The organism is Streptomyces sp. NPDC050546, from assembly GCF_044457425.1.
Taxonomy (GTDB): domain Bacteria; phylum Actinomycetota; class Actinomycetes; order Streptomycetales; family Streptomycetaceae; genus Streptomyces.
Genome location: NZ_JBITGX010000003.1, coordinates 379,979 through 393,651, shown reverse-complemented (window position 1 = coordinate 393,651; position 13,673 = coordinate 379,979). Strand labels below are relative to the sequence as shown.

The following is a 13,673-nucleotide window of genomic DNA, read 5'->3' as shown; positions in this document are numbered from 1 at the left end:
GTTCCCCTGCGTCAGACCAGAGCCGGTTCCTTCCCCTCCGCCGGCAGCGACTCGCCCTCCACGTGCTGCGCGGGCCGCTTCGGCAGCGCGAACATCAGTAGGAAGATGACGCCCATCACCGCGGCCACCCAGCCGAGCGCGTTCTCGAAGGCGTCGGCGAAGGCCGGGCCCACCTGCTCCCGGCTCAGGTGGTCGCTGATCGAGCCGAAGAACACGACCGACACCAGCCCGAGCCCGAGCGCGTTGCCCATCTGCTGCACGGTGTTGATCAGGCCGGAGGCCGAGCCGGAGTGCTCGCGCGGCACCTCGGAGAGGATCGCGTCGGTCAGCGGCGCGACGATCAGGCCCATGCCCACACCCATCACGACCAGCGGCAGGGCCATCTGCCAGGAGGTGATGGCCAGGCCGTAGTGCCCGGACTCCCAGATGTAGAGCAGCACCCCGGCCCCCATCACCAGCGCGCCCGCCTGGAGCACCTTGCGCCCGAAGCGCGGGACCAGCTTCTGCACCGACATCCCGGCGGCCACGGACACCGCGATCGAGAACGGCACCCCGGTCAGCCCGGCCTTGAGCGGGCTCCAGCCCAGCCCGAACTGCATGTACAGCGTCCACACCAGGAAGAAGACGCCGAGCGCGACTCCGAAGACGGTCTGTACGGCGATCCCGGCCGCGAAGCTCTTGACCCGGAACAGCGACAGCTCGACCAGCGGGGAGCCGTCCCGTGCGCTCTTGCGCCTCTCGAACAGCACCAGCACCGCGAGGACGACGAGCGAGCCGGCCATCGAGACGTATCCCCACACCGGCCAGCCCAGCTCGCGGCCGCGGATGAGCGGGTAGAGCAGCATCAGCAGACCCAGCGTCACGAGCGCGACCCCGACCAGGTCCAGCTTCAGGGCCTTCGGCGCCTTGGACTCGGTGATGAAGCGGCTGCCGAGGATCAGGCCCGCGACACCCACGGGCAGGTTGATCAGGAAGATCGAGCGCCACTCCCACCCGAACAGGTTCCACTCGGTCAGCAGCGCGCCCAGCAGCGGACCGGACACGGCCCCGAGCCCGACGACCGCGCCGAACAGCCCGAACACCTTGCCCCGCTCGTGCGCCGGGAAGGTCGCGTGCACGATCGACAGCACCTGCGGCACCATCAGCGCCGCCATTCCGCCCTGGAGGAACCGCGAGGCCACCAGCATCTCCGGGTTCACCGCGAGGCCGCACAGCGCGGAGGCGACGGTGAAGCCGCCGATGCCGACGAGGAAGATCCGCTTGCGGCCGTGGATGTCGCCGAGCCGTCCGCCGGTGATCAGTCCGGCGGCGAAGGCCAGGGCGTATCCGGCGGTGATCCACTGGATCTCGCTGAAGGACGCGCCCGACTCCCGCTGGATCGACGGGATGGCGATGTTGACGATCGTGACGTCGACGAGGTCCATGAAGGCCGCGGTCATCACGATCGCGAGGGCGAACCAGCGGCGGCGGTCGTTGCCGCCGCCTGTGGTGTCGCCTGTGGTGTCGCCTGTGGCGCCAGGGGTGGTGTCGGTGGAGGTCATGCTTCGAAACTAGGGGGTCATTAGGTCAGATCATGTCCTAGTGGTACGGCATCCTCGTCGGTATGACGACGGACACACCTGCCCGGCTGCTCACGCTCCTCTCCCTCCTCCAGACGCCCCGCGAATGGCCCGGCGGCGAGCTGGCCGGCCGGCTCGGGGTCTCCCGCCGCACGGTCCGGCGGGACATCGACCGGCTGCGCGAACTGGGCTACCCCGTGCAGGCCACCAAGGGTGCCGACGGCGGCTACCGGCTGGTCGCCGGCAAGGCCATGCCGCCGCTCGTGCTCGACGACGAGGAGGCCGTGGCCATCGCGGTCGGGCTGCGCGCCGGGGCGGGGCACGCGGTGGAGGGCCTGGACGAGGCGTCGGTGCGGGCGCTGGCCAAGCTGGAGCAGGTGCTGCCGGGCCGGCTGCGCCACCGCGTGACCACCCTCCAGGCCGCGACCATGCCGCTGACCAGCGGGGACGGGCCGAGCATCGCACCCGAGACACTGACCGTGATGGCCTCGACGGTGGCCGGGCACGAACGGCTGCGGTTCGCCTACCGGGCCGCGGACGGCACCGGGTCGCGACGCCTGACGGAGCCGTACCGACTGGTCTCGACGGGCCGCCGCTGGTACCTGGTCGCCTACGACATCGACCGCGACGACTGGCGGACGTTCCGCGTCGACCGGGTGAGCGAACCGTTCGCCACGGGGGCCCGCTTCGTACCGCGCGAGCTGCCCACGGGAAGCGCGGCGGAGTTCCTGCGGCAGTCGATGCAACGGCAGCAGCAGACCTACGACTTCGAGGTCACCTTCGCCGCCCCCGCCGACTTCGTCGCCGCCCGCCTGCCGAAGTGGCTGGGCACACCTGAGCCGTTGGACGCCAGCACCTGCCGGCTGCGGGGGTCCGCAGGGGACCAGGTGCAGTGGGTGGCGTTCCGGCTGGCGATGCTGGAGTGCGACTTCGTGGTCCGGCAGCCTGCGGAACTCGTCCGGGCCGTGCGGGAGTTGGGGGCCCGACTGAGCAAGGCGGCCGGGGCCGGGGACGCGGGCGGGGCGTGACCCTGGCCCTCAAGTGCCCGTCGGCGGGACATGCCCCTGCCGCTCAGGTGCCGTTCGGCCCCCGGCCGCGTCAGCCCCCGGCCGTGTCATCCCCCGGCCGTGTCATCCCTCCCACGGGAAGTCCCGCAACGCCGTCAGGTTGCGCGACGCGAGTTCCGCCGGGCCACCCGGGCCCTCTGCCGGGCCGCCCCCTTCCGCCCAGGCCTCCAGGGCGGCGCGCACGGCGGCGCTTGCGACGGCGGCGGCGAAGCGTGTCGCAGGCGCGGCGGCAACGTTGTCGTCGCCCCGCTCGGCCCCGGTCGCCCGTTCCGCGAGCACCTCCCCCAGCATCCGTTCCGACGTCTGGCAGACCTCCGCCCACACCCGGCGCAGGGACGGGTTCGCCTCGGCGAGGCGCAGGAGTGTGCGGACCCACTCCCAGGAGGACGCCGAGACGCCGATGCCCGGGGTGAGGGTGTGGCGGACGCCCTGTTCCAGGGCCTGGAGCACGCTCGCGTCGGCGGGAGCGGCGCGTACCGCCGCCACCCAGCGCTGGGCGCCGGCCGCGTAGAGCGGGGCGACGGCCTCCTCCTTGGTGGCGAAGTACCGGTAGAAGGTGCGCGGGGCGATGCCGGCGGCCTGGGCGATGTCCTCGGCGCGGGTGGCGCGCAGGCCGTGCCGGACGAAGAGGCCCGCCGCCGCCCGGGCGATCTCCATCCGCGTCTCGGCCTTCCGCCGTTCGGTCAGCGAGGCCTGGGGCGGGGTCGGGGTGGTGCTGCTCACGCCCGGCAGGGTATGCCCATGTGACACAATCTGCCATCTGGCGGGCCACCCCGTGGTTCAGGTACGGGGTGCCCCGCCCTCCAAGCACCGCGGCCGAAGGCTCTGCGCGAGGCACCGGCAGGAAAAGAGCCGGACCCCGGCGCCCGGGGGGAGGGGCGCCGAAGCCCGGCCTTGGGAGAGTCCCGGCGCCGGGGGGAGTGCGACGGGACTTGGTTCTTGGGGGCCGAGGGGGTGTGGCCCCGGGCCCGAACTGGTGGACCCGGAAGTCTTGTTCCCCGAGTCCTTCGGGTTAAGCGGCGATACAACGCCATGTTTGCGCGGTCTTTCGCCACCCGGCGTACGCGGTGTCACGCATCACGCAGCCGGGTGCGGACCAGGCGTCACGCCGCCGCGTCGAAACCGGTGCTGCGCGCCAGCTTCTTCAGCTCCAGCAGCGCGTGCTTCTCGATCTGCCGGATGCGCTCGCGGGTCAGGCCGTGCTCCTTGCCGACCTCGGTCAGCGTGCGCTCCCGGCCGTCCTCGATGCCGTAGCGCATCTTGATGATGGAGGCCGTGCGCTGGTCGAGGCGGCCGATGAGGTCGTCGAGCTCCTCGCTGCGCAGCAGCGTGAGCACCGACTGCTCGGGCGACACCGCCGAGGTGTCCTCCAGGAGGTCGCCGAACTGGGTCTCGCCCTCGTCGTCCACCGACATGTTCAGCGAGACCGGGTCGCGGGCCCAGTCCAGCACGTCGGTGACCCGCTCCGGCGTCGAGCCGAGCTCGGCGGCGATCTCCGCCGGCTCCGGGTCCCGGCCGTGCTCACGGTTGAACTCGCGCTGCACACGGCGGATCCGGCCGAGCTCCTCCACCAGGTGGACGGGCAGGCGGATCGTACGGGACTGGTCGGCTATCGAGCGGGTGATGGCCTGGCGGATCCACCACGTCGCGTACGTGGAGAACTTGAAGCCCTTGCGGTAGTCGAACTTCTCGACCGCGCGCACCAGGCCGGCGTTGCCCTCCTGGATCAGGTCCAGCAGCGGCAGACCGCTACGGGGGTAGCGGCGGGCGACGGCGACGACCAGGCGGAGGTTGGAGCGGATGAAGATGTCCTTGGCCCGCTCCGCGTCGGCTATCAGGGCCTCGAGTTCGTCACGGGTGGCGTCGGCCTTGGTCTCCTCGAACCCGTCGAGGACCTGCCGCGCGAACACACCCGCCTCGATGACCTGCGACAGCTCGACCTCCTTGGCGGCGTCGAGCAGTGGCGTGCGCGCTATTTCGTCGAGGTACATGCCGACCAGGTCGCGGTCGGCGATCTCGCCGCCATGGGCGCGAACGGCGCGAACACTGCTTGCCGCGTCGGCCGTCTCGCCGGTGGCGGACTTACGACGGGCGACGGCACGGGTTGCCATGCGTGCTCCCTTGCGATGGTGAGGTCAGCGGGCGGTCCTTCGGACGCTGGACTCCGTCTCCGGGACTCTCCGGACTCTCCTCGGGTGCCCTGCATCCGATGGAAACAACGACTGGAATCAGGACAGAATTCCCAACCCGCCCCACGATTTTCCTGATCATGCAGTACCCTGTCCGGCCACCTGGGGAGGCACGATGCCGTCGGAACGTACAGAGGTGCAGGTCAGACCGGGAGTCGAGGCCGACCTCGAAGCTCTCACAGCCCTCTACAACCACTATGTACGTGAGACGGCGATCACATTCGATACCGCTGTCTTCACTCCGGAAGAGCGCCGCCCTTGGCTGCTCTCCCATCCAGTAGACGGCCCGCATCGCCTGATGGTTGCCACGGGCACCAACTCACAGGAAATTCTGGGCTACGCCACATCAAGCCCTTTCCGGCAGAGGCCCGCTTATGCCACCTCGGTGGAGACGACCGTGTACGTCGCCCCGGGCACCGGCCGCCGCGGCGTCGGCACCCTCCTGTACCGGGCCCTCTTCGAGGCCCTGTCCGGCGAGGACCTGCACCGCGCCTACGCCGGTATCGCGCTGCCGAACGAGGGCTCCGTCCGGCTGCACGAGCGCTGCGGATTCCAGTACGTCGGCACGTACCGGGAGGTGGGCCGCAAGTTCGACCGCTACTGGGACGTGGCCTGGTACGAGAAGCCGCTGTAACACCCGGGGGGAACCCCGGGTTCCATGAGGCCGGTTTCAGCCGAACTGCACCGACCGCTTGGCCAGCCCCATCCAGAACCCGTCGATCACCGACTTCTGCGCGTCCAGCTCACCGGCCGCGTCAGCGGCGCCCATGGTCACGAACAGCGGGGCGAAGTGCTCGGTGCGCGGATGGGCCAGCTGCCCGGCCGGGGACGTGCGCGTGAAGTCCAGCAGCGCGTCCACGTCCCGCGCCTCCAGCGCCCGCCGGCCCCAGTCGTCGAACTCCGCCGACCAGCCGGGGATGCCGCCCTGCCGGAGCGCGGCCAGGTTGTGGGTGAAGAAGCCGGAACCGACGATCAGCACGCCCTCGTCCCGCAGCGGGGCGAGCCTGCGGCCGATCTCCATGAGCCTGACCGGGTCGAGCGTCGGCATGGAGACCTGGAGGACGGGGATGTCGGCCTCCGGGTACATCTCGACCAGCGGCACGTACGCGCCGTGGTCGAGGCCGCGGTCGGGGATGTCCTGGACGGGCGTACCGGGGGCGCGCAGCAGCTTCCGTACCGACTCGGCGAGCTCCGGTGCGCCGGGAGCCTCGTACCTCACCCGGTAGTAGTGCTCGGGGAAGCCCCAGAAGTCGTAGACGAGGGGGACGGTCTCGGTGGCGCCGAGGGCGAGCGGGGCCTCCTCCCAGTGGGCGGAGACCATCAGGATCGCCTTGGGTCGCGGCAGTCCGGCGGACCAGGCGGCCAGTTCACCGGGCCAGACCGGGTCGTCCGCCAGCGGCGGGGCGCCGTGGCTGAGGTACAGAGCGGGCATGCGCTCCTGGGTGGCGGCGGACATGCTGCGACTCCCTCCAGAATGGTTCCCTGACAAAACTGTACGGGCCATTTGTTTAATCTTCAAGGAGGGGCCACGTAAAGTGGAAGGCATGAAGGCACCCGCATCCGCACCGACACCGGGCTCCGCCGAAGGGCCCCAGGAACCGCGCTGGCTCACCGACGAGGAGCAGCGCGTCTGGCGCTCGTTCATGGAGGGCGTCACCCTCCTCGACGACCATCTCGACCGTCAGCTCCAGCGCGACGCGGGCATGCCGCACGTCTACTACGGCCTCCTGGTCAAGCTCGCCGACGCGCCCCGGCGGCAACTGCGGATGACCGAGCTCGCCATGCTGGCGAAGATCACCCGCTCCCGGCTCTCGCACGCCATCGCGCGTCTGGAGAAGAACGGCTGGGTACGTCGCGAGGACTGCCCCGACGACAAGCGGGGCCAGTTCGCCGTGCTCACGGAGGAGGGCTACGAGGTGCTGCGACAGACCGCCCCGGGCCATGTGGAGGCCGTACGGCAGGCGGTCTTCGACCGGCTCTCCCCGGAACAGCAGAAGTCCCTCGGCGAGATCATGAGGATCGTCGCCGAGGGACTTCAGCCGACCGAAGCGGGGGCGGACCTGCCCTGGCTCCGCTGAGCCGGGGCAGGTCCTGGAATCCATAGGTACGAGGCGTCCCCTTCCTCGTGCCTACGGGTGGCCCGAAGGGGTTCTTCCGAGAGCTGTCGTCAGTGGGCGACGACCGGGATCTGCACCTCGTCGTCCACACCGGAGTCCGAGCCGGTCACCGTGGAGCTGTCCGGCCGGCCGGCGTTGACGAAGGTCAGGGCGATCGCGGCGGCCACGACGAGGATGCCGACGGCGAACCAGATGGCGCTCGTGTAGCCCTTCACCATGCCCTCCAGCTGGACCAGCTGCTGCTGGGACCGGCTGGTCGCCCCCACGATGTGGTCGGCGATGTACGAGGTCGTCGCCGAGGCGGCGATGGTGTTCAGCAGGGCGGTACCGATGGCGCCGCCCACCTGCTGCGAGGTGTTGACCATCGCGGAGGCGACACCGGAGTCCCGGGGCTCGACGCCCTGGGTGGCCAGGGACATGGCCGGCATGAACGCCGTACCCATACCGAGACCGAGCAGCAGCATCGCCGGCAGCAGCAGGGCCGCGTACGAGGAGCCGATCTCCAGCTGGGTCAGCAGCAGCATGCCGAGCGCGGCGACCAGGAAGCCGGGGCCCATCAGCAGGCGCGGCGCGACCCGGGTCATCAGACGGGTGCCGATCTGGGTCGAGCCCGTGATCATGCCCACGATCATCGGCAGGAAGGCGAAACCGGTCTTGACCGGCGAGTACCCCTTCACGATCTGCAGGTAGTAGGTCAGGAAGAGGAACAGGCCGAACATCGCGATGATCGCGAGTCCGAGGGAGAGGTAGACACCGCCGCGGTTGCGCTCGGTGACCACGCGCAACGGCAGCAGCGGGGCCTTGACCTTGGACTCGACGAACACGAAGGCCAGCAGCAGGACGGCGGAGGCGACGAACATGGCGACGGTCACGGTGTCGCTCCAGCCGTCGGACTCGGCGCGGGTGAAGCCGTAGACCAGGGCGACCAGGCCGAAGGTGGACAGCAACACGCCGGGGATGTCGAGCGGCGAGCGGTTGCGGCCGCCCTCCGGCTCACGGATGACGAAGTACGCACCGGCAGCGGCGACGATGGCGAACGGGATGTTCACGAAGAACGTCCAGCGCCAGTCCAGGTACTCGGTGAGGAAGCCGCCCAGGATCAGACCGACGGCACCGCCACCACCGGCGATCGCGCCGTAGATGCCGAACGCCTTGGCGCGCTCCTTGGCGTCGGTGAACATCACGGCGAGCAGGGAGAGCGCGGCGGGCGCGAGCAGGGCACCGAAGACGCCCTGGAGGGCGCGGGCGCCGAACATCATCGCCTCGTTGGTGGCCGCGCCGCCGAGCGCGGAGGCCGCGGCGAAGCCGCCGAGCCCGAGGACGAACGCCCTCTTGCGGCCCCACAGGTCGGCTATCCGGCCGCCGAACAGGAGCAGACCGCCGAAGGCGAGGGCGTAGGCCGTGACGACCCACTGCCGGTTGCCGTCGGAGATGCCGAGGTCCTGCTGGGCGGAGGGCAGGGCGATGTTCACGATGGTGGCGTCCAGGACGACCATCAGCTGGGCGAGCGCGATGAAGACGAGCGCTTTCCAGCGGCCGGCGTCCGGCGAGCCGGCCGGATTGCCGAGTGCCTTTGAGGCTGTTTCAGACATGGGGATACCCACTTCGGGACTTCGTGACGGAAAAAGGTGACGAAAAGTGACGGCTCGCCCTCGGGACGACCGCAGGGACTGTCGTTCAGGTTTCAGACCGGTGGGGCGGCCTGAACTCATCGGGCTGAACCGGTCGGACGGAACCGATCGGGCTGGGCGGGTCGGTCAGGGCGGGTCGGTCATGGCGGATCGGTCATGGCGGATCGGTCAGGGCGGATCGGTCAGGGCGGATCGGTCAGGGCTGGCGCAGATCCTCCAGGGTCACGGCCGTGCCCGGCAGAACGGAGCGAGCCGGAGCCCGCAGCCCGTCCAGGAACAGCTGAAGGTGGCGGTGGACGAAGCGGTCGGCACGGAAGCAGTCCGTCCCGGCCGGAGGCCGGCTGAGCTGGGCCACGGCGATCATGACGTCTCCGACGTCCACGTCGGAGCGGAGCTGCCCGGCGGCCCTGGCCCGGTCCATGACCTCGGCGACCTGGCTCTCGACCCGTTCGCGCGCGGCTTCCAGATCCGGGTGGTGCTTGTCGAACGTGCTGGAGACCATCGGGCACAGCGCGCTGATCCGCTCGTCGGCGGCGGCGTGCACGAAGCGCTCCAGTGCCTCGAACGCGTCGCCGGTCTCGGCGAGCGCGAGCTCGGCCGCGGCGGCCGTACGGTCCATGACGGAGCAGACGACCTCGCGGACCAGCGCGTCGCGGTCCGGGAAGTTGCGGTACACCGTGGCGTTGCCCACGCCGGCCCTGCGGGCGATCTCGTCGAGCGGCACCTCGGGGCCGTGCTCGACGAACATCTCCCGGGCGGCGGTGACGATCCGCTCCCGGTTGCGCAGGGCGTCGGCGCGAGGCCGGGGCGCCTTGCGCTGTTCGGGGGTGGCGGTCTGCACGGCGTACTCCTGGGTGGGTGAGGTGTGGTGGCTGCGGTGTGGTGGGTGCGCGGTGCGCGGTGTGCGGTGCGCGGTGCGCGGTGTTTGCGATCCGGGGAGCGGGTCCCCGTTTCGCACTGACACATGGCTAAACGGGGAGTGGGTCCCCGGTATTTCCCGTAGCTGGGACTTTTTCTTTGTGACCTGGCTCACAAGAGCCCTCCTGGCTCTGGCCGGGCGCTACTGACGGGAAACCCACGATCGGTCTCCTCCAGCGCGCGCCCCCATCTCCCGCAACGCAGGGTGAGCGAAAGGGTGCAGCCGGAGACCGGCGGCTGCCGTGGCGCGGGAGGTCCCCTGCATGCAGCCCCAGCCGCAGCCTCAGCGACCCCGGCCGGGCGCGGCGGGGTCGACCGGCTCGGGCCGTAATCACGGGGGCGGCGCGGGCCGCACCCGGCAACCCCGTCGTCGGATACCCCGGCGCCGTCTGGCCGCCCTGGCCTGCGTGACCGCCCTGACCTTCTCGGTCAGCACCTCGGCCGGCACGGGCCACCTCGCACCGGGCGCCACGGCGGCCGGAGCCGGCCCGATCTCCCTGTCCCGCACCTCCTCGCACGCCCCTTGCCTGATCCACGGCGGCCGCGAGGTCCAGATGTCCGAGGGCATCCCCACCTCCGACGGCTACACCCGCTCCACCGGCACCGTCCGCGCCCTCACCCTGATGATCGACTTCTCCGACGCCCCCGGCGACGGCGACGCCCTGGACCGCTTCCGGGAGTTCTTCCCGCAGACCCGCGAGTGGTTCCGCACCAGTTCCTACGGCCGTCTCGACTACCGCCCCGAGACCCCGATCCCGGAGTGGCTGCGGATGCCGAAGTCCTTCCGCGAGTACGGCATAGAGCGCGGCGCCCCCTTCGACCCCGGCTACCGCACGCTGGTCCAGGATCTCGTGGCCGCGGCCGACCCCAAGGTGGACTTCCGCGCGTACGACCTGGTGAACGTGCTGGTCACCCCGAACGCCGGCCCCTCCGCCCTGGACACGGTCCTGTCCGTCACCTTCGCCGGCAACCCCGAGGCCCCGACGGCCGACGGCACCCCCGTGGCCAACGCCTCGTTCGTCTACTCCCGCCAGGACGACGGCTCCGGCTCCTACGACCGCAACGGCTACCGCGTACTCCCCCACGAGAACGGCCACGTCTTCGGCCTGCCCGACCTGTACACCGCCGAGGGCGGAGGCGCGGTCGGCCACTGGGACATCATGAGCGAGGACTGGGGCGCCAACAACGACTTCCTCGGCTGGCACAAGTGGAAGCTGGGCTGGCTCGACGCGACGCAGGTCCACTGCGTGGCCACCCCCGGCACCACGGAGTACACCCTGACCCCGCTGGCCAGCGCCGGCGGTTCCAAGCTGGTCGTCCTCCCCCTGGACAGCGGAACCGGCTACGCCGTGGAACTGCGCACCCGCGCGGGCAACGACGAGACGGTGTGCCGCCCGGGCGTCCTCATCTACAAGGTCGACGCGAAGGTGGACACGGGCATGGGCCCGGTCACCGTCCACGACTCCCGCCGCGACAGCGGAGGCTGCACCCGCGCGCCGAACGTCCACGCGGAACTGTCGGACGCGCCGTTCACGCCCGGGGAGACGTTCCGGGATCCGCGCAAGGGAGTGGAGATCGAGGTTGCGGGGGTGGATCTGGAGGGGGGAGGTGGGGGTGAGGGCGGGTATCGGGTGCGGGTGACGAGGGGGTAGCGACGCCAGAAGGAGCCCGTCCCGGCTCCCGTCCCGGGCGCCAGGAGGAGCCCGTCCCGGACCCCGTCCCGGACTCCGGATTACCGTAAGGCCTGCCGCGACCGCCGTACCGGAGAGCCGATGCCAGCGAAGCCACCCTTGAACGACGACCCCGAGGGGTCCGGCCCCTCGGCCGACGAGAACGGGGGGCCCGTGAATGACGCCGGGAGGCCCGCCGGTGGGACGGCGACGGAGGCGGACGGCGCGGCGACGGAGGCCGGTGGGGCGACGGCAGAGGCCGGCGGCAGCACGGCGGCAGAGGTCGGCGGCAGCACGGCGGCAGAGGTCGGCACCAGGAGAACGACGGCACCGGACGAGGCGGCCACACCGGACGAGGCGGTCACACCACTCATACGCGGCATCGCGGTGCTGCGGGAGCTGACCGAGGCGGACGGCACGCTGAGCCTGAGCGGCCTGGAGCGTGCCACCCGACTCGCCCGCTCCACGGTCGACCGCATCACGGCCACGCTCGCCCGCATGGGCTACGTCCGCGTGGACGGCCGGGACGTACACCTCTCCCCCCGTCTGATGGAACTGGGCAACGCCTACCTCGCCGCCCTGCGCCTCCCCGCCCTGCTCGCTTCCCGGGCGGACGCCCTGGCCGACGAACTGGACGAGTCGGTCTCCCTGGCGGTCGCCGACCGCGACGGCATCCGCTTCATCCACCAGGCCACCCGCCGCCGCGCGATGTCCCTGAGCTTCCGCATCGGCGACCTGCTCCCCGCCGAACGCACCGCCCCCGGCCCTCTGTTCGCGACGGAGTGGACGGCCACCGACTGGCAACGCTGGCGCGAACGCCGGGCGGCGGACCCGAGGGACCTCTCCTTCACGGCCGTACCACCACGCAAGTACGGAGCGGACGCCAGAGACGACGACATGTTCGTGAGCCGCACGGAGCAGGCGGCCGCGAACGGCTGGGCCTTGGACGACCAGCTGATCGAACCGGGCTTGGTGGCGGTCTCGGTACCGGTCCGCTCCCCTCACCCCGTCGGCGATCACCGACCCCTGGCATGCGTGGCCAGCGTGGTCAGCCACACCAGCCGCCACACGGCACACAGCCTGCGCACCACGCTGCTGCCGAGGTTGCGGTCGGCGGTGGCACAGATGGAAGAGGAACTGCTCCGCACCCCGCCCCCGACCCCCGGGGCACCACCCTCCGACCTGGCACTCTGGACAGGCGCGTCGAAACAGCGACTCGGCCGAGACTTCATCGAATCCCTGGCGCGGGGCCTGACGGTCCTCACGGCCTTCGGCGAGGGCAGGCCGGAGCTGACACTCACGGAGGTGGCCCAGGCGACGGGCCTGGCCCGGGCGACGGCCCGCCGCGCACTGATCACCTACGAACACCTGGACCTGGTGACGCCGACAGGCGACCGCACCTTCGCCCTCACCCCCCGGGTCCTCTCCCTGGGCTTCCCGCCCCTCTCCCGCACCACCCTTCCCGACATCGCCCACCCCCACCTCTCCGACCTGACGTCCCGCATCCACGAGTCGACGTCACTGGCGGTGCTCTCGGACTCGGGCGAGGAGATCCAGTACACGGCGAGGGTGGCGACGGGCCGCGTCATGAGCGTGAACATCACCCTGGGCACCCGCCTGCCGGCCCACGCGACGGCTCTGGGCCGAGTCCTCCTCTCGGACAGGACCACCACGGACACGGACACCCTGACCTCGATCCGCTCCCAGGGCTACGCCCTGGTGGACGAGGAACTGGAAGAGGGCCTCCGCTCCCTCGCGGTCCCGATCCGCGACCGTTCCGGCAGGGTCGTCTCCGCCCTGAACACAGCGATGCACGCAAGCCGCCACACCCTCCGCGAGTGCGTCACGGACCTACTCCCCGAACTCACAACCACAGCCACCCGCATCGAGTCAGACCTCCACACCGCCGCCCGCTACACCCACGTCCCCCTGACCTGACCCCCACACCCACCCGACCCGTATCCGGTACGCTGACGCCAGTGGTCCTCCCAGACCACAGGCACGCCGCTGCTTGCGTCCGATGCCACTGCCTTCGTAGCTCAGGGGATAGAGCACCGCTCTCCTAAAGCGGGTGTCGCAGGTTCGAATCCTGCCGGGGGCACCAGCCAAAAGGCCCCGGACCGATCATGGTCCGGGGTCTTTGACTTCCCCTCTTGACATCAACGGGCACGGTCACTGACGACCGGGGCGCCTCCTGAGCAGGCGGTCCATGTGGCACATGGCTGCGCGCTGCGTGTCCTGCACGACGTGCGTGTACACATCCATCGTGATGCTGATCTGGCTGTGCCCGAAGATCTCCATCACGATGCGGGGCGCGATTCCGGCCGCCGTAAAGAGGGTGCGGGTCCCGTGCCGGGCATCGTGGAACCGGATGACGCGGAGGCCGGCGGACCGGGCGACGCGGGTGAAGGAGCGGCAGAGGTCGCGCGGCACGGACGCGCGGCGACCGTCCCGGATTGACAGCGTTCCGACCTGCCGGAAAGGCTCGACATGCCCCGAACGAGCCTGAAAAACAAGGAGTG

Annotated in this window: 11 protein-coding genes, 1 tRNA gene and 1 pseudogene; 6 read left to right on the top strand and 7 right to left on the bottom strand. The window is 70.8% G+C overall.

The annotated features are described in order from the left end of the window. Window positions 1-11: 11 nt before the first annotated feature. On the bottom strand, window positions 12-1,541 hold the full coding sequence (locus tag ACIBK5_RS09855; protein ID WP_399017967.1) for an MFS transporter: 1,530 nt from the start codon (window positions 1,539-1,541) through the stop codon (window positions 12-14). Window positions 1,542-1,603: 62 nt separating this feature from the next. Between ACIBK5_RS09855 and ACIBK5_RS09850 the strand changes: the two genes are divergently transcribed. Next, window positions 1,604-2,587: a helix-turn-helix transcriptional regulator gene (locus tag ACIBK5_RS09850; RefSeq protein ID WP_399017965.1), complete on the top strand. Its 984-nt coding sequence runs from the start codon at window positions 1,604-1,606 to the stop codon at window positions 2,585-2,587. 102 nt (window positions 2,588-2,689) lie between these two features. On the opposite strand, the gene ACIBK5_RS09845 is transcribed toward ACIBK5_RS09850, so the two are convergent. Next, window positions 2,690-3,349: a TetR/AcrR family transcriptional regulator gene (locus ACIBK5_RS09845; RefSeq protein ID WP_399017964.1), complete on the bottom strand. Its 660-nt coding sequence runs from the start codon at window positions 3,347-3,349 to the stop codon at window positions 2,690-2,692. A 380-nt stretch (window positions 3,350-3,729) separates the two neighbouring features. Continuing rightward, entirely contained in the window at window positions 3,730-4,737 is a 1,008-nt protein-coding gene (locus tag ACIBK5_RS09840; RefSeq protein ID WP_399017962.1) for an RNA polymerase sigma factor RpoD/SigA, read from the bottom strand. Between the two features lie 193 nt (window positions 4,738-4,930). On the opposite strand from ACIBK5_RS09840, the gene ACIBK5_RS09835 reads away from it, so the two are divergent. Next, on the top strand, window positions 4,931-5,449 hold the full coding sequence (locus ACIBK5_RS09835; protein WP_399017960.1) for a GNAT family N-acetyltransferase: 519 nt from the start codon (window positions 4,931-4,933) through the stop codon (window positions 5,447-5,449). 36 nt (window positions 5,450-5,485) lie between these two features. On the opposite strand, the gene ACIBK5_RS09830 is transcribed toward ACIBK5_RS09835, so the two are convergent. Then, window positions 5,486-6,271, bottom strand: a complete 786-nt coding sequence (locus tag ACIBK5_RS09830; RefSeq protein ID WP_399017958.1) for a dioxygenase — start codon at window positions 6,269-6,271, stop codon at window positions 5,486-5,488. An 88-nt stretch (window positions 6,272-6,359) separates the two neighbouring features. Here ACIBK5_RS09830 and ACIBK5_RS09825 point away from each other — a divergent pair, with 88 nt between their 5' ends. Continuing rightward, window positions 6,360-6,893, top strand: a complete 534-nt coding sequence (locus tag ACIBK5_RS09825) for a MarR family winged helix-turn-helix transcriptional regulator (RefSeq protein ID WP_399017956.1) — start codon at window positions 6,360-6,362, stop codon at window positions 6,891-6,893. Window positions 6,894-6,982: 89 nt separating this feature from the next. On the opposite strand, the gene ACIBK5_RS09820 is transcribed toward ACIBK5_RS09825, so the two are convergent. Together ACIBK5_RS09820 and ACIBK5_RS09815 are read right to left on the bottom strand one after the other, a co-directional pair. Continuing rightward, window positions 6,983-8,524, bottom strand: coding sequence for an MFS transporter (locus ACIBK5_RS09820; RefSeq protein ID WP_399017954.1), 1,542 nt, complete (start codon window positions 8,522-8,524; stop codon window positions 6,983-6,985). 235 nt (window positions 8,525-8,759) lie between these two features. Beyond that, window positions 8,760-9,404 (bottom strand): TetR/AcrR family transcriptional regulator, encoded by a 645-nt coding sequence (locus ACIBK5_RS09815; protein ID WP_184598039.1) that lies wholly within the window; start codon window positions 9,402-9,404, stop codon window positions 8,760-8,762. A gap of 340 nt (window positions 9,405-9,744) precedes the next feature. Between ACIBK5_RS09815 and ACIBK5_RS09810 the strand changes: the two genes are divergently transcribed. From ACIBK5_RS09810 to ACIBK5_RS09800, 3 genes are all read left to right on the top strand, one after another. Further along, window positions 9,745-11,133 (top strand): M6 family metalloprotease domain-containing protein, encoded by a 1,389-nt coding sequence (locus tag ACIBK5_RS09810; RefSeq protein WP_399017951.1) that lies wholly within the window; start codon window positions 9,745-9,747, stop codon window positions 11,131-11,133. Between the two features lie 390 nt (window positions 11,134-11,523). Continuing rightward, window positions 11,524-13,089, top strand: a complete 1,566-nt coding sequence (locus ACIBK5_RS09805; protein ID WP_399018323.1) for an IclR family transcriptional regulator C-terminal domain-containing protein — start codon at window positions 11,524-11,526, stop codon at window positions 13,087-13,089. A gap of 90 nt (window positions 13,090-13,179) precedes the next feature. Further along, window positions 13,180-13,255, top strand: a tRNA-Arg gene (locus ACIBK5_RS09800). Between the two features lie 68 nt (window positions 13,256-13,323). On the opposite strand, the pseudogene ACIBK5_RS09795 reads toward ACIBK5_RS09800, so the two are convergent. After that, window positions 13,324-13,581 (bottom strand): annotated as a pseudogene (locus tag ACIBK5_RS09795) (tyrosine-type recombinase/integrase); the annotation flags it as partial. Window positions 13,582-13,673: the final 92 nt, after the last annotated feature.